Origin of the sequence: Pseudomonas sp. HMSC057H01, from assembly GCF_001836405.1 — a bacterium.
Classification (GTDB): Bacteria; Pseudomonadota; Gammaproteobacteria; order Pseudomonadales; family Pseudomonadaceae; genus Pseudomonas; species Pseudomonas aeruginosa.
Window position 1 is genome coordinate 134,978 of record NZ_KV828512.1, and the last position, 16,610, is coordinate 151,587.

Consider the following 16,610-nt stretch of genomic DNA (forward strand, 5'->3'; position numbering starts at 1 on the left):
GCCGATCCGCTCCTATGCAACGGAGCGGGCCGGCGCGCGACCGGCCGATGCTCTGGGCAAGGAGCCTCGGCTATCGGCAAACCTTTGATTTTGCTTGCCTAGTTGCTCATTGTGCGGCCTTGCCGAGGCGTATAAACTTTGCAGCCTTTACGGTGACTCCTGCGGCGTTTTCGGATTGTCCGCCCAGCCTGGCATGAAACCTATTCAGCTTCCCCTCAGTGTGCGTCTGCGCGACGACGCCACCTTCGCCAACTACTATCCCGGTGCCAATGCCGCGGCACTGGGATATGTCGAGCGTTTGTGCGAAGCCGAGGCTGGCTGGGCGGAAAGCCTCATCTACCTCTGGGGACACGACGGCGTCGGTCGCAGCCACCTGTTGCAGGCGGCCTGCTTGCGTTTCGAGCAGTTCGAAGAGCGAACCATCTACCTGCCGATGGCAGATCTGGTGCAGTACGGCCCGGAAATCTTCGACGATCTCGAGCAGTGCGAGCTGGTCTGCATCGACGACCTGGATGTGCTGGTTGGCAAGCGAGAGTGGGAAGAGGGGCTGTTCCACCTGTTCAATCGACTGCGCGATACCGGTCGGCGCCTGCTGCTGGCGGCATCGAAGTCGCCCCGGGAGCTGCAGGTCAAGCTGCCGGACCTGAAGTCCCGCCTCACCATGGCGCTGATCTTCCAGTTGCACGGTCTTTCCGACGAGGACAAGCTTCGTGCCCTGCAACTGCGGGCATCCCGTCGTGGCTTGCATCTGACCGATGAAGTCGGTCGTTTCATCCTCAACCGCGGTTCGCGCAGCATGAACTCTCTGTTCGATCTGCTGGAGCAACTGGATCGCGCTTCGCTCCAGGCTCAGCGCAAGCTGACCATTCCTTTCCTCAAGGAAACCCTCGGCTGGTAGGCGTCGACAGTCCGTCGGCGAACTCCCGCATGGCCGTGCCGCAGTCCTTGGGTTTCGCTTGCAGCAGGAAGTGACCGCCTTCTATCCGTCTCTCCATCCATGCGCCGGCAATACCGGAGCGCTGGTTGTCCGCAGGCTTACCGGCGGTCGGCACTGGAAAGCGGCGCAGGCAGGGCAGGAGGGGGCTCCTGCCTTACCATCAGCGTTCCCCGGCGACCCTTCGGTCGTACTGGAATCGCCAGCGCGTATAGAGCAGCGCGGCGCAGAACAAGGTCACGCTGAGTAGCACTTCGGCCCAGCCGAACAGGCGCTGCGTGGGATCGAAGGCGGCGAGTACGCCGAGGATGAAATACAGGTTGACCACGTAGCAGGCCCAGGCATGCCCGCGCGCGCTGCCCATGAGCAGTCCGGGGGCCACCACCAGCAGCGGCAGCAGCTTGAAGGCGAGGACCAGCCAGGGCACCCAGCTCGCCGCACCATGGGCGTCCGCGTAGATCAGGTCGCGAATGAGGATGAGCAGGACCAGGCCGACGAAGCTTCCCAGGCTGATGGCGCGGCTGAGCGCCAGGCGCGGCTGCAGCCACGCTACTTCGGGCAGCGGTTTGTTCTTGCGGGCCATTTCAACTCCCCAGCTTGCCGGCGGTTTCCGCCAGGCGTTTGCCCAGCGCGCGACACAGGGTCAGTTCGTGCTCATCGAGGCTGCGCTTGCCATCGGCGCCGGCGAAGTGGCTGGCGCCGTAAGGCGTGCCGCCGCCGCGGGTTTCCAGCAGGGCGGGTTCGCTGTAGGGAATGCCCAGGACCAGCATGCCGTGGTGCAGCAACGGCAACAGCATCGATAACTGAGTGGTCTCCTGGCCGCCGTGCAGGCTGGCGGTGGAGGTGAAGACCGCTGCCGGCTTGCCGACCAGGCCGCCGGTCAGCCACAGGCTACTGGTACCGTCGAGGAAGTATTTCAGCGGGGAAGCCATGTTGCCGAAGCGGGTCGGGCTGCCGAGGGCCAGGCCCGCGCAGTTCTTCAGGTCCTCCAGGGTTGCGTACAGCGCCCCCTCCGCGGGGATGTCCGGGGCGACCGCTTCGCATTCGGTGGATACCGCGGGAACCGTGCGTACGCGCGCTTCGAAGCCGCCTTGTTCGACGCCACGGGCGATCTGCCGGGCCATTTCCGCGGTAGCGCCATGGCGACTGTAGTACAGCACCAGGATGTAGGGACTGCTCAAACGAGGATCTCCAGGACTCTTTCCGGAGGCCGGCCAACCACCGCCTTATCACCCGCGACCAGCACCGGACGCTCGATCAGCTTCGGATGCCTGGCCATTGCCTCGATGATGGCCTCTTCGCCAAGACTGGGCTCATCCAGGCCGAGGGCCTTGTATTCGTCCTCCCCGGTCCGCAGCAACTGGCGGGCGGGAATGCCGAGCTTGGCCAGGATCGCTTTCAGCTCGGCGGCGCTCGGCGGGGTTTCCAGATAGCGCACCACTTGCGGTTGCAGGCCGCGGGCTTCGAGCAGTTCGAGCGCTGCGCGGGATTTCGAGCAGCGCGGATTGTGCAACAGGATCAGTTCGCTCATGTCAGGGGTCGCATGGCCGGTGAAGTGACGGCTATTCTAACCGCCTCGTCGACCAGGACTGAACCCGTCGGCGCGAAGTACCGCCCCGAGAGGCGAAGAACCGGCGCGACTTCAAGGAGAGGGCATGCGCGAACATTTCAACGATGGGGTCGAGTTCGCTCGCTTCCTCGCTCATCGCTTCGTCACCGACAAGGCTCCCAACAGCGCGGCGGCGCTGACCTACACCACGTTGTTCGCGGTAGTGCCGATGATGACGGTGATGTTTTCCATGCTTTCGCTGATTCCGGCATTCCATGGCATGGGCGAGTCGATCCAGACTTTCATCTTTCGCAATTTCGTGCCTTCCGCTGGAGAAGCGGTGGAAACCTACCTGAAGAGTTTCACCACCCAGGCCCGGCACCTGACCTGGGTCGGGGTGGTCTTTCTGGCAGTCACCGCCTTCACCATGCTGGTGACCATCGAGAAAGCCTTCAACGAGATCTGGCGGGTTCGCCAGCCACGCCGGGGTGTCGGGCGGTTCCTCCTCTACTGGGCGATCCTCAGCCTGGGCCCATTGTTGCTGGGGGCCGGCTTCGCCGTGACCACCTACATCACTTCGCTGTCGCTGCTCCATGGCCCGGACGCGTTGCCGGGCGCGGAGACGCTGCTAGGGCTGATGCCGCTGGCGTTCAGCGTGGCGGCCTTCACCCTGCTCTATTCGGCGGTCCCGAACGCCCGGGTCCCGGTGCGCCATGCCCTGATGGGCGGCGTGTTCACCGCGGTACTGTTCGAAGCCGCGAAAACCCTGTTCGGGCTGTACGTAAGCCTGTTTCCCGGCTACCAACTGATCTACGGTGCCTTCGCCACCGTGCCTATCTTCCTGCTGTGGATCTATCTTTCCTGGATGATCGTTCTGTTCGGCGCGGTGCTGGTCTGCAATCTCTCTTCTTCCCGTCTCTGGCGGCGGCGCTCGCTGCCCAAGCTGATCGTTCTGCTCGGCGTGCTGAGGGTGTTCCACCAGCGCCAGCAGCTTGGACAGTCGCTACGCCTGACCCACTTGCATCGTGCGGGTTGGCTGTTGCCCGAGGATGAGTGGGAGGAACTGCTGGACTTTCTCGAGAAGGAGCAGTTCGTCTGCCGCGCCGGCGGAGGTGAGTGGGTGCTGTGCCGGGATCTTGGCGCCTACAGTCTGCATCGCTTGCTGAATCGCTGCCCCTGGCCCATGCCTAGCCGAGAGCGCATGCCTGCGAATCTGGACGAGGCGTGGTATCCGCCGTTCCAGCAGGCGATGGAACGCTTGCAGGTGGAGCAGGAGGCGCTGTTCGGAAAAAGCCTGGCCCACTGGCTGGCGGACGGAACCTCGGGAGCGAAGGTGACGTAAAGTGTCAGTTTGCGGCGAACGATGTGCATGAGGCGCTGCGTGCTGCCGAAGGAATCCCAGCAAGCGCAGGGAAAGCGCTGTTGGCACGCTTCTGGCAAACCCCTGTGTGACAGTCGTTTCACTCCGTAGTTCCGCCGAGGTTCCCGTTCATGCTCCCAATGTCGAACAAGGTCGTCCATTTGCATCACAAGGATGAGCAGGCAGCGCTTGAGCGTTTGAACCGGATTACCGGGCTGCAGTTCAGCAGTTGGCCGGAGTCGCTGGTGCCGGCGCGCAGCGTCAGCGAACCGTCGCCTGAGAAAGTGCGGGACGAACCCCTGCTCGATCAGGTACGCCAGGGCTGAGCGATCCGGCTCAAGCTTCGGACACCTGCTGTGACCTGTTTTCCTGCTCCACCGCTTGTACGAAGAACTCCTCCACGACCAGTCGGGAAAAGGCCGTCGCCGACTTCAGGCGTACCTGCATGTTCTCCACTTTCTGCCGTACGGGCAGGCGGGCAATGCCGGAAAGCAGGATGCGTTGCTGGCGGTCGATTCGTCCGTGATCCACCGCCACTTCGCGCTGGCGCCCGCCATCCAGATAGCTGACCACCAGTGACACCAGCAGGTCGCAGGCATCCGGAAGATGTAGCCAGGCGGCAATGTTGTAGTCCGCGACCAGGCCCTCGTGGGCTGTCAGGGTCGGGCGTGCGGCATCCACCAGGTGTGCGGGGACGCTTCCGATCAGATGGTCTTTCATAAGCAGCAGTGTGTCCGTTTAAAAGGGCTTCGGACTCGTCGCTCTCGACTTCTCCCCAAGTCGATCCTGCCGATGCCTGGGCATACGGCCGGTTGAGTCGTCGCGTCGTGTGTGGCACGCGGATTATAGGGGTGGTCCTTTGCGTCAAACTGTGCGGTTCGACGGCGATTGTCGTGACTCTTCTCGCACTTTGTGCCTTGTAGGAAGTATCGGGGCTTCTTCTTCCCATATTCGTCTCCACTCGGTTTTGCAGAGGTGGATGGCTTCCAGTAAGGTCTCGCCATAGTGCCGCGCCGGGTTGCCCTGGTCCGGCCGATGTTTTCCTGACTCGAGAGGTTCCTGACATGGGGAGTTGGCTACGCCCGCTGGGCGCTGCTGCGGTGTTGTTTCTCGCGGGCTGTTCGGCGGATTACGGAGTCGACCAGGACGGGCGTCCTGTCGCTGCGGAGCAGTTGGACGGGCATTGGCTGGTGGTCAATTACTGGGCTGACTGGTGCGCGCCCTGCCGGACCGAGATTCCGGAGATGAATCGCCTTGCGCAGGTGCTGGAAGGGCAGGGCGGGCGCGTCATTGGCGTGAATTTCGATGGCTTGCGCGATGCCGAGTTGAAGAAGTCGGCCGATGGCATGGGGATTCGCTTCACCGTGCTGGCCGATGATCCGGCGCCTCGCTTCAAGCTCCCTCGCAGCGAAGCGTTGCCTGTCACCTATATCGTCGATGCTCGGGGGGAAATGCGTCAGCGTCTGCTGGGCGAGCAGACGGCCGATGGCATATTGAAACAGCTCGAGGCTTTGCGGGAGGGACGCTGATGGCGAGGATCTGCTTGCATGCCTATGTCGGCGGCCGGGTACAGGGCGTCGGTTTCCGTCAGGCGACCCGGGAAGAGGCTGATCGCCTCGAACTCGACGGTTGGGTGCGAAACCTGGATGACGGGCGTGTCGAGGTCGTCTGGGAGGGCGAGGAGGACCGGGCGAAAGCCCTGGAGCGATGGCTGGGGCGGGGCCCGCGGCACGCGGAGGTCTCTGCGGTCGAGGTCGACCAAATGCCGCTGCAGGGGATCGCTGGCTTCGTCGTCCGTCGCTGACGAGGCGAGTTCGCCGTCAGGGCGTCTCGCCAGGGTCCGCGGCCAGGCGTCCGGCATCCCGGAGCAGGGCATGCATGAACTGCTGCTGCAGTTCGGGGTCGTTGCGCGTGAGCTCGATCAGGCTCTGTTCCAGTTCGCTGGCTTCTTCTTCCAGGCCCAGCTCCGCGAGGCGTTTCACCCGATGGACCCAGTGGTGGACGTCATCGCCTTCCAGGTCGTCATAGATCAGGGCGTGAGCTTCCAGGAGCTTGCCGCGCAGGCTGCGGCTGACGCGGAGGCTGGCATCGGCGCGGGTACCATCCTGCGGGTCGCTCACCGAAAGATGTATCTGCGAGATGCGGCTGATGTCCTGTTCGGCGAAGGGGCTGTCAAGCAGGTTGAGGCGCAGCACGCCATGACGGTCGGTAAGCAGTTCGTTGAGTTCCTTGCCGGAACTGACCATGACCGGACGCTCCGCCCAGGGCAGGCTGGAGTACTCCAGGCGCTTGTCGCGCTGTTTCTCGTCGATGCTCGCGAGATTCTGTTCGGCGCGACCGTTGGATTCCACGTTCATGAACGGATTCACCCCGGCCAGCCCATAGTTGATCCAGCCGTGGGTGATGTTGTCCGGTACGCTGCCGAAGGTCACCACGTTGACGATGTTCGCTCCGACGCCGGCCACCAGCGCCACCGCGCCCAACGGGATCTCGTAGATCTCCCGCCAGGCCTGGTACGGCGTATAGCGGTCGTAACGGCGCGTCACCTCGAACTCGGTGACCTCGAAGGACTTCTGGTCGTTGATCCGGACCCGGCGCTGCGGTAGTTCGAGCACATCGGGCTGGCCGACATCGACTTGCAGGGTATGTTCGAGCAGCTTCCGCTCGACGCGCTCCTCATGCTCGCTACGCTGCGGCAACTGGTTGGCGCAGCCGCTCAGCAGAAGGCCGCCGCACAGGGCGGCGGCGAATAGGCGCAGGGGTCTTCCGGTGGGCATCGTTACGCTCAGCGGCTGAGTTTTTCGGTGATGAACGACATCAGTTCGCCGATCGGCAGGTTCTGCGACTCGCTGTCACGGCGGCCCTTGTATTCCAGGACGCCTTCGTTGAGGCCGCGGTCGCTGATCACGATGCGGTGGGGAATGCCGATCAGCTCCATGTCGGCGAATTTCACCCCGGGGCTGGTCTTCTTGTCGCGATCGTCCAGCAGCACTTCGAAACCGGCTGCGGTCAGCTCGGCATAGAGCTTGTCGGTCGCCTGCTTGACGCTCTCGGTTTCGTACTTCAGCGGTACCAGGGCGATCTGGAACGGCGCCAGTGCGCTTGGCCAGAGAATGCCACGCTCGTCATGGTTCTGTTCGATGGCGGCGGCGACCACGCGGGATACGCCGATGCCGTAGCAGCCCATGATCAGGTTGACCGGCTTGCCCTGTTCGCTCAGGACGTTCAGCTTCATCGCTTCGCTGTACTTGGTACCAAGCTGGAAGATATGACCGACCTCGATGCCGCGCTTGATCACCAGGGTGCCCTTGCCGTCCGGGCTGGGGTCGCCTTCGACGACATTGCGCAGGTCGGCGACCTCGGGCAGCGGCAGGTCGCGCTCCCAGTTCACGCCGAAGTAGTGCTTGTCCTCGATGTTGGCGCCAGCGGCGAAATCGCTCATCAGGGCGACGGAGCGGTCGACGATGCAGGCGATCGGCAGGTTGACCGGGCCCAGCGAGCCGGGGCCGGCGCCGATGGCGGCACGGATCTCGGCCTCCGACGCGAATACCAGCGGGCTGGCGACCAGCGGCTGGTTGGCGGCCTTGATTTCGTTGAGTTCGTGATCGCCGCGGACGATCAGGGCGACCAGGGTGCCTTCTTCGGCGCCATGCACCACCAGGGTCTTGATGGTTTTCTCGATCGGTAGCTGGAAGCCGTCCACCAGGGCCGTGATGGTCTTGGTGTTGGGCGTGTCGACCAGGCGCATGTCCTCGGTGGCGCTGCCGCGGGCGCTCTCGCGCGGCACGGCTTCGGCCTTCTCGATGTTCGCGGCGTAGTCGGAGCTGTCGCTGAAGACGATATCGTCCTCGCCGGAGTTGGCCAGCACGTGGAACTCATGGGAGCCGCTGCCGCCGATGGAGCCGTTGTCGGCTTGCACGGGACGGAAATCCAGGCCGAGGCGGGAGAATATCTTGCTGTACGCCTGGTACATCCCGTCGTAGGTCTGCTGCAGCGAGTCCTGGCTCAGGTGGAAGGAATAGGCATCCTTCATGATGAATTCGCGTCCGCGCATCAGGCCGAAGCGCGGGCGGATCTCATCGCGGAACTTGGTCTGGATCTGATAGAAGTTGATCGGCAGTTGCTTGTAGCTGTTCAGCTCGTTGCGCGCGAGGTCGGTGATCACTTCTTCGTGGGTCGGGCCTACGCAGAATTCGCGCTCGTGGCGGTCCTTCAGGCGCAGCAGCTCAGGGCCGTATTGCTCCCAGCGCCCCGACTCCTGCCACAGCTCGGCCGGCTGCACCGCCGGCATCAGCACTTCCAGGGCGCCGGCAGCGTTCATTTCCTCGCGGACGATGGTCTCGACCTTGCGCAGTACCCGCAGGCCCATTGGCAGCCAGGTGTAGAGACCCGAGGCCAGGCGGCGGATCATGCCGGCGCGAAGCAGCAGTTGATGGCTGATTACCACCGCGTCGGCGGGGGTTTCTTTGAGCGTGGAAAGCAGATACTGACTGGTACGCATCTTTGGCCGTTATGTCGGTTGTATCGGGAGGAATGGCTGGGCATTGTACGGTGCCGGTCTGGCTGCGTACAGGGCGCCGGCCATCGATGATGAGGAGTCAGCAGGCAATGAACGCGGCGCAGGTACAGGCGTTGATCCGCATGGGGCTGCCCATGGCCGAGGACATCGATTTTCGTGTCGAGCGTCTCGACGAACGACATGCGCTGGCGCGCATACCTTTTCACGGCAAGCTGGTGCGTCCCGGTGGAACGTTGTCCGGCCCGACCATCATGGCGCTGGCCGACGCGGCGATGTACGCGGTCATTCTCGGGCGTCTCGGGGCGGTCGAGATGGCCGTGACCTCGAACCTGAACATCAACTTCCTCAGCAAGCCCAGGCCCGAGGACCTGTTGGCCGAGGCGAGCATCCTCAGGCTGGGGCGGCGCCAGGTCGTCTGCGAGGTCGGGGTGTTTTCGCAGAGTAATGAGGAAGACCTAGTGGCCCATGTGACCGGTACCTATGCCCTTCCTTTATAGGCGCGTTGCCGCCGAGAAGAAAAAACCCGGCGATGCCGGGTTTTTTCGTTGCCTGTCGGTCGATTACAGGATCGACAGCGGATAGTCGACGATCAGGCGGAACTCGTTCTGGTCGCCTTCGGCCTGGTCGGCGTTGGCGCGGTGCCAGGCCTGGCGGATGCGGAACGACAGGTCCTTGGCCGGACCGGACTGGACCACGTACTTGGCTTCGAGGTTGGTCTCGTGGTGCTTGCCGTCCTCGCCGTAGCCGTAGTTCTTATAGCCGACGTTGTTGTCAGACATCTTGGTGCCATCGATGTCCTTGCCATTGATATAGCGGACCATGAAAGTCAGGCCGGGAACGCCATAGGAGGCGAGGTTCAGGTCGTAGCGGGCCTGCCAGGATTTCTCGCCGGGGCCGTTGAAGTCGGAGTACTGCACGGAGTTGGCGAGGAAAATCGAGTCACCGCCGCCGCCGGAACCGTTCTCGCCGAAGCCGATATAATCAAACGGCTGATCGCCATGGACCTTCTGGTAGGCCAAGGTGAAAGTGTGCGCATCCAGAGTGTAGGCTGCCGCCAGGGACCAAGTGGTGTTGCTGATGTCGCCGGCCTTGGCCTTGCCTTCATCGTTTGTGCGGTAGATGTTGAAATCGAAGCCCAGCGATTGGTCGGATGCCAGTGGGATGGTGTAGTTGCTGTTCAGGTAATACTGACGATAGATGTCTTCGAGTTCAGCACCGTACAGGGAGGCGCTGAGGTTATCGGTGATTGCGTAGCGGCCCCCAATGAAATCGGCGCTCTTGGCGGTCTCGCCTGCATAGGTTGCGTAGAGTTCGCCGCGCGACTTGGTGGTGGTGCCCTGCTTGCCTTCGGTGAAGTGGCCCGCTTCGAGATCGAGCCCTTCGAGTTCGCTGCTCTGCAGTTGGAAGCCGGTCGCGGTCTGCGGGAACAGGCGGCTGCCGCCGGCGGCGAAGACCGGAGCGGTCGGCTGCATCTCGCCCCACTTCAACATGGTCTTGGAGATGCGTACCTTCACGGCGCCACCGGCGCGGCTGTAGTCGTCACGGGGCGTGCCGTCGTTCATCACTGGCAGGTTGCCGGTACCGCTCTTGTCGGAGGTGCCGTCGAGCTTCAGACCGAGGTAGCCGAAGGCATCGACGCCGAAGCCGACGGTGCCTTGGGTGAAGCCGGATTCATAGGTGGTGAGGAAGCCTTGGGTCCAGTCGACGCGGTCCCCGCTGCCGCTCTTGCCGTCACGGTTGAAATAGTAGTTGCGGAGCAGCAGGTCGAGGCTGCTGTCTTCGATGAACCCCTTCGCTTCGGCTTGATCGCTGACGAATGCGTCGGCCACGGCGAACTGAGTGCTACCTGCGGAAACCGCCAGTGCAATGGCGCTCCACTTCATCACTTTCATTGTGATTGCTCCTTTGGTTTTGAAATTATTTCTGCCATCACAGTGCCGCAGTGACGGCTAGTTCTTCTTGTCGGCGCTAACTTATAGCACGCAGTGTTTCTTGGCGATAGTTGAGGTTCCGAAGCGACGGATTCTTTACGGCGTTGTCGCAAAATTGCATGACGTATGTCGCATCTGCGTAGGTGAGCAGTTGAAAAAATGACGTATGTCGCGGGCTTGGTCACTCTTGTTGAGGTCGCTTCTCAAGTCGCTTTTCCCGATTGGCGGGGGCTTGTAATAAAAATGTCATGTTCCGTGCGACCCCTCTTACTGTGATGAAAGAGGTATAAGCAAACTCCGTGCACAAATTGGAAAACGGCTTCGCCTATGTATTCCAGTTGGTCACTTCGAGAGCGAAGCTATTCTGTTTGAAAGCAAACGAATCATGCCTTGAAACCTGTTTGTAATCCGTCTGCTTCAAGGGTTGGTTGCCATCGAGTTGTCTGTGGCGAATGCGTTTGTATCCACGGCATGTCTCCTGTTCGACGTCGCGCTGTATTCATTCGACCGGCATCTTATGGGGCGTTCGGCTGGAGTGGCGCGCCAAGCTGGGGCGGGCGGATGTGCGGGCTTGCTTTGGCCGGGCGGCGAAGTATCCTGCGCGGCAGTTACGGCGGGTCCCTTCTCGGAAGGAGGGGCTAAGCTGTCCATGAATGACGGTCGAACAGGAGAGGTCAGTATGTTCGCTTTGGATCCCCGGCTGGAGCAGGACACCCTGTTGCTCGGCGACTTTCCCCTCAGCCGCCTGCTGCTGATGAACGATGCCCGCTATCCGTGGTTCATCCTGGTGCCGAGGCGGGAGGATGTCACCGAGCTGTTCCAGCTCGATGTCGATGACCAGCAGGCGCTGTGGCGCGAGGCCACGCTGCTGGCAGAGGTGCTCAAGGACACCTTCCGTGCGGACAAGATGAATGTCGCTAACCTGGGCAATGTGGTCAGCCAGCTCCACATGCACGTGATCGTCCGGCGACGTGGCGACGACGCCTGGCCCGGCCCTGTCTGGGGGCGCCATCCGGCTCAGCCTTATTCTTCCGAGCAGGTCGAGGCGATCCGCGGCAAGTTGCGGATGGTGCTGACCGACGGCTTCCGTTTTGCCGGGGAGGCCTAGATGGAGCTGGACGCGCGCATGGATGACCTGGAATGCCGCCAGGCTTTCCAGGATGACACTTTGCAGGCTCTCAACGATGTGGTGGTCGAGCAGCAGCGCAGCATTGAGCGACTGCAGCTTCAGGTCGCGGCATTGATCAAGCGTCTGGAAGACGTCCAGGGGCTGGTGGGCGAGGCGGGGGAAGACGAAGCGCCTCCTCCCCATTATTGAATGCACAAAAAACCCGCCGTTCGGCGGGTTTTCTGTTTTTCGCGGCGGTCAGCGGCGGGAGGCGATTACGTCTTCCGCCTGCAGGCCCTTGTCCCGTTGTACCACCGAGAACTCCACGCGCTGGCCTTCGATGAGGATGCGGTGGCCTTCGCCGCGAATCGCTCGGAAGTGGACGAAGATGTCCTCGCCCGAATCGCGGGAAATGAAGCCGAAACCTTTTGAGGTGTTGAACCACTTCACGGTACCGGTCTCCCGGTTGCCGCTGTCCTGGCTGCCGCCGAGGGCCGTCGGGGCGCTGGCGCTGCGCGAGACCGGTTTGCCGGGCTTCAGGCTGCCCGCCAGTTGCAGGGCCGTGGCCAGCACCAGGCTTAGCAGGGGCAGGACGATCGCCGGCTGGTCGGCGATGGTCGGCAGCGGCGCCAGCAGGATCAGTGCCTGCAGGACGACGCCCAGGACCAGCAGGGCGGCTGCGCCGGCCTGCAGCGGGCGGGTTGGATGTGACGATTGCAGTACGGGAGCGAAGAGCAGGTTGATCAGGCCCAGAATGGCCAGGTAGATGGCATCGGGATGTTGCAGGAAGGGTGTGGCTTCGGTTCTTAGGCTGGGAATGAAGGACAGCAATAGGGCGGCGACGCCCGTGACCAGAAGGACGATTTTCAACATGTCAATGAGTTCACCTTGATGGGGTAACGATCAAGTAGCCGGACAGCGCTTCGGTGCATGAAACGAAAGGTGCGGAAGGACGGCCGGCCTATGCGTGTGACGCACGGCGGCTATTTAACAGGAAAGCAGGAGGCTACTCAAATCAAGCGGTTGGCGCCGGAGGGGAGGGCGGGGCCCTGAGGCGGGCCCCGCTTTCTATCGAGCGATCGACGATCAGCTGGCGAGAAGGCTGCGCAACATCCAGGCGGTCTTTTCATGTACCTGCATGCGTTGGGTGAGCAGGTCGGCGGTGGGTTCGTCGCTGACCTTGTCCAGCAGCGGGAAGATGCTGCGGGCGGTGCGCACCACGGCTTCCTGGCCCTGGACCAGTTGCCGGATCATCTCCTCGGCTTCCGGCACGCCTTCCTCTTCCTTGATGGACGACAGGCGGGCGTAGGCGGCGTAGGTGCCGGGCGCCGGGAAGCCCAGGGCCCGGATGCGCTCGGCGATGTCGTCCACGGCAACGGCCAGTTCGGTGTACTGACCTTCGAACATCAGGTGCAGCGTATTGAACATCGGGCCGGTGACGTTCCAGTGGAAGTTGTGGGTTTTCAGGTAGAGGGTGTAGGTGTCGGCCAGTAGCCGCGACAGGCCCTCGGCAATGGCTGCGCGATCCTGTTCGCCGATTCCGATATTGATTTCCATGGCGTTCTCCTTTCAGTCGGCCTTGTGAATGGGGCACTCCGAAACAGTTGGAGTGAGGCTAACACAGGGTTTTTCCCAGCGCTCTTGGTCTATGTCAAAGGCGGCGATAGGGAGAATCTATTCCGACTGCCCGGTCAAGCGAATGGTTCGCAGGGTGCGGCGAAATGCTTCCGTTCAACGGCCTGGCTTCCCGCGTGACAGGCCGGCGGGGCTGGCTGCAAGCCATGGATTTTTCAGGCTATAATCCCCGCCTTCAATGCGAAGTGGGCCCGGATGCGGGTGCTTCGCCGTTGCCGTTCACCGGGCAGCGCGGGAGATGTCCTTCCGGGGGCGTACCGATGGTTCCGGTGCTCGGTCAGGGCCGGCGAGAGCCCGGCAATGGTCGCCAGGCAGCCGGCGGCTCCACAGAATCCAAGACTTACGAGAAGCGAACCACACCATGATGCGCAGCCACTATTGCGGCCAACTGAACGAGAGCCTGGACGGCCAGGAAGTCACCCTTTGCGGTTGGGTTCACCGCCGCCGCGACCATGGTGGAGTGATCTTCCTCGATGTGCGCGATCGCGAGGGGCTGGCCCAGGTGGTGTTCGATCCGGACCGTGCGGAAACCTTCGCCAAGGCCGACCGGGTGCGCAGCGAGTTCGTGGTGAAGATCACCGGCAAGGTGCGCCTGCGCCCTGAAGGCGCGCGCAACCCGAACATGGCGTCTGGCTCCATCGAGGTACTGGGCTACGAACTGGAAGTGCTGAACCAGGCCGAGACTCCGCCGTTCCCGTTGGATGAATATTCCGATGTGGGCGAGGAAACCCGCCTGCGCTACCGCTTCATCGACCTGCGTCGTCCGGAGATGGCTGCCAAGCTGAAGCTGCGCGCGCGCATCACCAGCAGCATTCGCCGCTACCTGGACGACAACGGCTTCCTCGACGTCGAGACCCCGATCCTCGGCCGGCCGACGCCGGAAGGCGCGCGCGACTACCTGGTGCCGAGCCGTACCTACCCGGGACACTTCTTCGCCCTGCCGCAGTCGCCGCAGCTGTTCAAGCAACTGCTGATGGTCGCCGGCTTTGATCGCTACTACCAGATCGCCAAGTGCTTCCGTGACGAGGACCTGCGTGCCGACCGCCAGCCGGAATTCACCCAGATCGACATCGAGACCAGCTTCCTCGACGAGAGCGACATCATCGGCATCACCGAGAAGATGGTGCGCCAGCTGTTCAAGGAAGTGCTGGACGTCGAGTTCGACGAGTTCCCGCACATGCCGTTCGAAGAGGCCATGCGCCGCTACGGTTCGGACAAGCCCGACCTGCGCATCCCGCTGGAGTTGGTGGACGTCGCCGACCAGTTGAAGGAAGTGGAGTTCAAGGTCTTCTCCGGTCCGGCCAACGATCCGAAGGGGCGTGTCGCCGCCCTGCGTGTACCGGGCGCCGCCTCCATGCCGCGCAGCCAGATCGACGACTACACCAAGTTCGTCGGCATCTATGGTGCCAAGGGCCTGGCCTACATCAAGGTCAACGAGCGCGCCAAGGGCGTGGAAGGTCTGCAGTCGCCGATCGTGAAGTTCATCCCCGAGGCCAACCTGAACGTGATCCTCGATCGCGTTGGCGCGGTCGACGGGGACATCGTGTTCTTCGGCGCCGACAAGGCCAAGATCGTTTGCGATGCCCTGGGCGCGCTGCGTATCAAGGTCGGCCATGACCTCAAGCTGCTCACCAGGGAGTGGGCGCCCATGTGGGTCGTGGACTTCCCGATGTTCGAGGAGAACGACGACGGCTCGCTGTCCGCGCTGCACCACCCGTTCACCTCGCCCAAGTGCACCCCGGCCGAGCTTGAGGCCAATCCGGGCGCGGCGCTTTCCCGCGCCTACGACATGGTGCTCAACGGCACCGAGCTGGGTGGCGGTTCCATCCGCATCCACGACAAGTCCATGCAGCAGGCGGTGTTCCGCGTGCTGGGCATCGACGAGGCGGAGCAGGAAGAGAAATTCGGCTTCCTGCTCGACGCGCTCAAGTACGGTGCGCCGCCGCATGGCGGCCTGGCCTTCGGCCTGGATCGCCTGGTCATGCTGATGACCGGTGCATCATCGATCCGCGAAGTGATCGCCTTCCCGAAGACCCAGAGCGCTGGCGACGTCATGACCCAGGCACCGGGTTCCGTGGACGGCAAGGCCCTGCGCGAGTTGCACATTCGCCTGCGCGAGCAGCCGAAGGCCGAGTGATTCGAATCAACCCGCGGTGGCGCCGCTTGCGGCGCCTCCTGCCGAGAGAGCAATACGGAGTGAGTTATGGCTGGTCATTCTAAATGGGCCAACATCAAGCACCGCAAAGAGCGGCAAGATGCCAAGAAAGGCAAGATCTTCACCAAGCTGATCCGTGAGCTGACCGTCGCTGCAAGGCAGGGCGGCGGCGTCCCGGCGGACAACCCGCGTCTGCGCCTGGCCGTGGACAAGGCGCTGACCGCCAACATGACCCGCGATACCATCGACCGTGCCATTGCGCGCGGCGTCGGCTCCAACGATGCCGACAACATGGTCGAGCTTTCCTATGAAGGCTATGCGCCGAGCGGCGTAGCGATCATCGTCGAGGCGATGACCGACAACCGCAACCGTACCGCTGCGGAAGTGCGTCATGCCTTCAGCAAGTGTGGCGGCAACCTGGGCACCGATGGTTCGGTCGCCTACATGTTCGAGCGCAAGGGACAGATCAGCTTCGCTCCCGGCGTGGACGAGGAAGCGCTGATGGACGCGGCCCTGGAGGCCGGCGCCGATGACGTGGTAGTCAACGACGATGGCTCCATCGACGTGTTCACCACCTTCGCCGACTTCATTTCGGTGAACGAGGCGCTGGCCGCCGCCGGATTCAAGGGCGACGAAGCCGAAGTCACCATGATCCCTTCGACCACCGCGACCCTGGACCTGGAAACCGCGCAGAAGGTGCTCAAGCTGATCGACATGCTCGAGGACCTGGACGACGTGCAGAACGTCTATTCCAATGCCGATATCCCGGACGACGTGATGGCGCAGCTCGGCTGAGCCGATCGGAGCGATAACGCGAAGCCGGAAGTGGGGTACGCTTGATGCGTTCGAACCCCGCTTCCGGCTTTTAGTATCCAGCTTATGACTTTGATTCTAGGGATTGACCCGGGCTCGCGCATCACCGGCTTCGGCGTGGTGCGGGAAACGGCGCGCGGTTGCGAATACGTGGCGTCCGGATGCATACGGACCGGTAATGGCCCCTTGCACGAGCGTCTGCACGTGGTGTTTCGCAGCGTCCGCGAGGTGATCCGCACCCACGGCCCGACGGCCCTGAGCATCGAGCAGGTGTTCATGGCGCGCAACGCCGATTCGGCCCTGAAGCTGGGGCAGGCGCGGGGGGCGGCCATCGTCGCGGCAATGGAGGAGGGGTTGAGCGTGGCGGAGTACACCGCCTCGCAGGTCAAGCAGGCAGTCGTGGGGACCGGCGGTGCAGACAAGCAGCAGGTGCAGATGATGGTCATGCATCTGTTGAAGCTGACCCAGAAACCGCAGATCGATGCCTCCGACGCCCTGGCCATCGCCCTGTGTCATGCCCATACCCAACAGAGTCTGGTCCCCCATGGCCTGGTGGGCGCACGCCGACGTGGCGGGCGCCTGCGTCTTTGAATAAGGAAAGCTCTT

20 protein-coding genes are annotated in these 16,610 nt (G+C 62.8%); 11 read left to right on the forward strand and 9 right to left on the reverse strand.

Going from position 1 to position 16,610, the window contains the following annotated elements:
* The first annotated feature begins 193 nt into the window (after positions 1-193).
* Positions 194-898 carry a DnaA regulatory inactivator Hda gene (gene hda, locus HMPREF2581_RS25320; RefSeq protein WP_003102398.1) on the forward strand — a complete coding sequence of 235 codons (705 nt, stop codon included), beginning with the start codon at positions 194-196 and terminating at the stop codon, positions 896-898.
* A 199-nt stretch (positions 899-1,097) separates the two neighbouring features.
* Here the strand turns inward: hda and HMPREF2581_RS25325 are convergent, their stop codons facing one another.
* Genes HMPREF2581_RS25325 through arsC form a run of 3 tightly spaced genes read right to left on the reverse strand, consistent with a single transcriptional unit; the run spans position 1,098 to position 2,465 of the window.
* Positions 1,098-1,517 (reverse strand): DUF2069 domain-containing protein, encoded by a 420-nt coding sequence (locus HMPREF2581_RS25325; RefSeq protein ID WP_003086072.1) that lies wholly within the window; start codon positions 1,515-1,517, stop codon positions 1,098-1,100.
* Between the two features lies 1 nt (position 1,518).
* The gene (gene wrbA / locus HMPREF2581_RS25330) at positions 1,519-2,115 is read right to left on the reverse strand and encodes an NAD(P)H:quinone oxidoreductase (RefSeq protein WP_003102394.1); all 597 of its coding nucleotides are present in this window, start codon (positions 2,113-2,115) and stop codon (positions 1,519-1,521) included.
* Complete coding sequence (gene arsC, locus HMPREF2581_RS25335) at positions 2,112-2,465, reverse strand: arsenate reductase (glutaredoxin) (protein ID WP_003140785.1); 354 nt, start codon at positions 2,463-2,465, stop codon at positions 2,112-2,114. Before arsC ends, wrbA begins: the two co-directional genes overlap by 4 nt.
* A 124-nt stretch (positions 2,466-2,589) precedes the next feature.
* Between arsC and HMPREF2581_RS25340 the strand changes: the two genes are divergently transcribed.
* Positions 2,590-3,825 carry a YihY family inner membrane protein gene (locus HMPREF2581_RS25340; protein ID WP_003140783.1) on the forward strand — a complete coding sequence of 412 codons (1,236 nt, stop codon included), beginning with the start codon at positions 2,590-2,592 and terminating at the stop codon, positions 3,823-3,825.
* 158 nt (positions 3,826-3,983) lie between these two features.
* The gene (locus tag HMPREF2581_RS25345; protein ID WP_031632579.1) at positions 3,984-4,169 is read left to right on the forward strand and encodes a hypothetical protein; all 186 of its coding nucleotides are present in this window, start codon (positions 3,984-3,986) and stop codon (positions 4,167-4,169) included.
* 10 nt (positions 4,170-4,179) lie between these two features.
* On the opposite strand, the gene HMPREF2581_RS25350 is transcribed toward HMPREF2581_RS25345, so the two are convergent.
* Positions 4,180-4,563, reverse strand: coding sequence for a hypothetical protein (locus HMPREF2581_RS25350; protein WP_003109947.1), 384 nt, complete (start codon positions 4,561-4,563; stop codon positions 4,180-4,182).
* A gap of 344 nt (positions 4,564-4,907) precedes the next feature.
* Between HMPREF2581_RS25350 and HMPREF2581_RS25355 the strand changes: the two genes are divergently transcribed.
* Both HMPREF2581_RS25355 and HMPREF2581_RS25360 read left to right on the forward strand, forming a co-directional pair.
* Positions 4,908-5,372, forward strand: coding sequence for a TlpA disulfide reductase family protein (locus HMPREF2581_RS25355; protein ID WP_003102387.1), 465 nt, complete (start codon positions 4,908-4,910; stop codon positions 5,370-5,372).
* The gene (locus tag HMPREF2581_RS25360) at positions 5,372-5,647 is read left to right on the forward strand and encodes an acylphosphatase (RefSeq protein ID WP_003140780.1); all 276 of its coding nucleotides are present in this window, start codon (positions 5,372-5,374) and stop codon (positions 5,645-5,647) included. The genes HMPREF2581_RS25355 and HMPREF2581_RS25360 overlap by 1 nt, the downstream gene beginning before the upstream one ends.
* Positions 5,648-5,663: 16 nt before the next feature.
* Here HMPREF2581_RS25360 and HMPREF2581_RS25365 read toward each other — a convergent pair whose 3' ends face one another.
* Together HMPREF2581_RS25365 and HMPREF2581_RS25370 are read right to left on the reverse strand one after the other, a co-directional pair.
* Positions 5,664-6,620: a hypothetical protein gene (locus HMPREF2581_RS25365; protein WP_003086088.1), complete on the reverse strand. Its 957-nt coding sequence runs from the start codon at positions 6,618-6,620 to the stop codon at positions 5,664-5,666.
* An 8-nt stretch (positions 6,621-6,628) separates the two neighbouring features.
* The gene (locus HMPREF2581_RS25370) at positions 6,629-8,344 is read right to left on the reverse strand and encodes a proline--tRNA ligase (protein ID WP_003086089.1); all 1,716 of its coding nucleotides are present in this window, start codon (positions 8,342-8,344) and stop codon (positions 6,629-6,631) included.
* 107 nt (positions 8,345-8,451) lie between these two features.
* Between HMPREF2581_RS25370 and HMPREF2581_RS25375 the strand changes: the two genes are divergently transcribed.
* Positions 8,452-8,859 carry a PaaI family thioesterase gene (locus HMPREF2581_RS25375; RefSeq protein WP_003140777.1) on the forward strand — a complete coding sequence of 136 codons (408 nt, stop codon included), beginning with the start codon at positions 8,452-8,454 and terminating at the stop codon, positions 8,857-8,859.
* Positions 8,860-8,922: 63 nt separating this feature from the next.
* On the opposite strand, the gene oprD is transcribed toward HMPREF2581_RS25375, so the two are convergent.
* A complete protein-coding gene (oprD, locus tag HMPREF2581_RS25380; protein ID WP_003086093.1) occupies positions 8,923-10,254 on the reverse strand; it encodes an outer membrane porin OprD in 1,332 nt (443 codons plus the stop codon).
* Between the two features lie 718 nt (positions 10,255-10,972).
* Here oprD and HMPREF2581_RS25385 point away from each other — a divergent pair.
* Together HMPREF2581_RS25385 and HMPREF2581_RS25390 are read left to right on the forward strand one after the other, a co-directional pair.
* Positions 10,973-11,401, forward strand: coding sequence for an HIT family protein (locus HMPREF2581_RS25385; RefSeq protein WP_003086095.1), 429 nt, complete (start codon positions 10,973-10,975; stop codon positions 11,399-11,401).
* Positions 11,402-11,611: a SlyX family protein gene (locus HMPREF2581_RS25390; protein WP_003086099.1), complete on the forward strand. Its 210-nt coding sequence runs from the start codon at positions 11,402-11,404 to the stop codon at positions 11,609-11,611.
* 48 nt (positions 11,612-11,659) lie between these two features.
* Here the strand turns inward: HMPREF2581_RS25390 and HMPREF2581_RS33745 are convergent, their stop codons facing one another.
* Together HMPREF2581_RS33745 and HMPREF2581_RS25400 are read right to left on the reverse strand one after the other, a co-directional pair.
* The gene (locus tag HMPREF2581_RS33745) at positions 11,660-12,274 is read right to left on the reverse strand and encodes a cold-shock protein (protein ID WP_003086101.1); all 615 of its coding nucleotides are present in this window, start codon (positions 12,272-12,274) and stop codon (positions 11,660-11,662) included.
* 213 nt (positions 12,275-12,487) lie between these two features.
* Positions 12,488-12,958, reverse strand: a complete 471-nt coding sequence (locus HMPREF2581_RS25400; protein ID WP_003086103.1) for a Dps family protein — start codon at positions 12,956-12,958, stop codon at positions 12,488-12,490.
* A gap of 439 nt (positions 12,959-13,397) precedes the next feature.
* Here HMPREF2581_RS25400 and aspS point away from each other — a divergent pair, with 439 nt between their 5' ends.
* The 3 genes from aspS to ruvC all read left to right on the forward strand — a co-directional run bounded on the left by aspS (position 13,398) and on the right by ruvC (position 16,595).
* A complete protein-coding gene (gene aspS / locus HMPREF2581_RS25405; RefSeq protein ID WP_003123218.1) occupies positions 13,398-15,173 on the forward strand; it encodes an aspartate--tRNA ligase in 1,776 nt (591 codons plus the stop codon).
* Positions 15,174-15,239: 66 nt separating this feature from the next.
* Positions 15,240-15,986 carry a YebC/PmpR family DNA-binding transcriptional regulator gene (locus HMPREF2581_RS25410; protein ID WP_003086107.1) on the forward strand — a complete coding sequence of 249 codons (747 nt, stop codon included), beginning with the start codon at positions 15,240-15,242 and terminating at the stop codon, positions 15,984-15,986.
* An 84-nt stretch (positions 15,987-16,070) separates the two neighbouring features.
* Entirely contained in the window at positions 16,071-16,595 is a 525-nt protein-coding gene (ruvC, locus tag HMPREF2581_RS25415) for a crossover junction endodeoxyribonuclease RuvC (RefSeq protein ID WP_003112575.1), read from the forward strand.
* Positions 16,596-16,610 lie beyond the last annotated feature (15 nt).

Excerpts from the sequence above, each read along its gene's own strand:
- hda (WP_003102398.1), top strand. The coding sequence starts at position 194 with ATGAAACCTATTCAGCTTCCCCTCAGTGTGCGTCTGCGCGACGACGCC.
- HMPREF2581_RS25325 (WP_003086072.1), bottom strand. The coding sequence starts at position 1,517 with ATGGCCCGCAAGAACAAACCGCTGCCCGAAGTAGCGTGGCTGCAGCCG.
- arsC (WP_003140785.1), bottom strand. The coding sequence starts at position 2,465 with ATGAGCGAACTGATCCTGTTGCACAATCCGCGCTGCTCGAAATCCCGC.
- HMPREF2581_RS25340 (WP_003140783.1), top strand. The coding sequence starts at position 2,590 with ATGCGCGAACATTTCAACGATGGGGTCGAGTTCGCTCGCTTCCTCGCT.
- HMPREF2581_RS25345 (WP_031632579.1), top strand. The coding sequence starts at position 3,984 with ATGTCGAACAAGGTCGTCCATTTGCATCACAAGGATGAGCAGGCAGCG.
- HMPREF2581_RS25350 (WP_003109947.1), bottom strand. The coding sequence starts at position 4,563 with ATGAAAGACCATCTGATCGGAAGCGTCCCCGCACACCTGGTGGATGCC.
- HMPREF2581_RS25355 (WP_003102387.1), top strand. The coding sequence starts at position 4,908 with ATGGGGAGTTGGCTACGCCCGCTGGGCGCTGCTGCGGTGTTGTTTCTC.
- HMPREF2581_RS25360 (WP_003140780.1), top strand. The coding sequence starts at position 5,372 with ATGGCGAGGATCTGCTTGCATGCCTATGTCGGCGGCCGGGTACAGGGC.
- HMPREF2581_RS25365 (WP_003086088.1), bottom strand. The coding sequence starts at position 6,620 with ATGCCCACCGGAAGACCCCTGCGCCTATTCGCCGCCGCCCTGTGCGGC.
- HMPREF2581_RS25370 (WP_003086089.1), bottom strand. The coding sequence starts at position 8,344 with ATGCGTACCAGTCAGTATCTGCTTTCCACGCTCAAAGAAACCCCCGCC.
- HMPREF2581_RS25375 (WP_003140777.1), top strand. The coding sequence starts at position 8,452 with ATGAACGCGGCGCAGGTACAGGCGTTGATCCGCATGGGGCTGCCCATG.
- oprD (WP_003086093.1), bottom strand. The coding sequence starts at position 10,254 with ATGAAAGTGATGAAGTGGAGCGCCATTGCACTGGCGGTTTCCGCAGGT.
- HMPREF2581_RS25385 (WP_003086095.1), top strand. The coding sequence starts at position 10,973 with ATGTTCGCTTTGGATCCCCGGCTGGAGCAGGACACCCTGTTGCTCGGC.
- HMPREF2581_RS25390 (WP_003086099.1), top strand. The coding sequence starts at position 11,402 with ATGGAGCTGGACGCGCGCATGGATGACCTGGAATGCCGCCAGGCTTTC.
- HMPREF2581_RS33745 (WP_003086101.1), bottom strand. The coding sequence starts at position 12,274 with ATGTTGAAAATCGTCCTTCTGGTCACGGGCGTCGCCGCCCTATTGCTG.
- HMPREF2581_RS25400 (WP_003086103.1), bottom strand. The coding sequence starts at position 12,958 with ATGGAAATCAATATCGGAATCGGCGAACAGGATCGCGCAGCCATTGCC.
- aspS (WP_003123218.1), top strand. The coding sequence starts at position 13,398 with ATGATGCGCAGCCACTATTGCGGCCAACTGAACGAGAGCCTGGACGGC.
- HMPREF2581_RS25410 (WP_003086107.1), top strand. The coding sequence starts at position 15,240 with ATGGCTGGTCATTCTAAATGGGCCAACATCAAGCACCGCAAAGAGCGG.
- ruvC (WP_003112575.1), top strand. The coding sequence starts at position 16,071 with ATGACTTTGATTCTAGGGATTGACCCGGGCTCGCGCATCACCGGCTTC.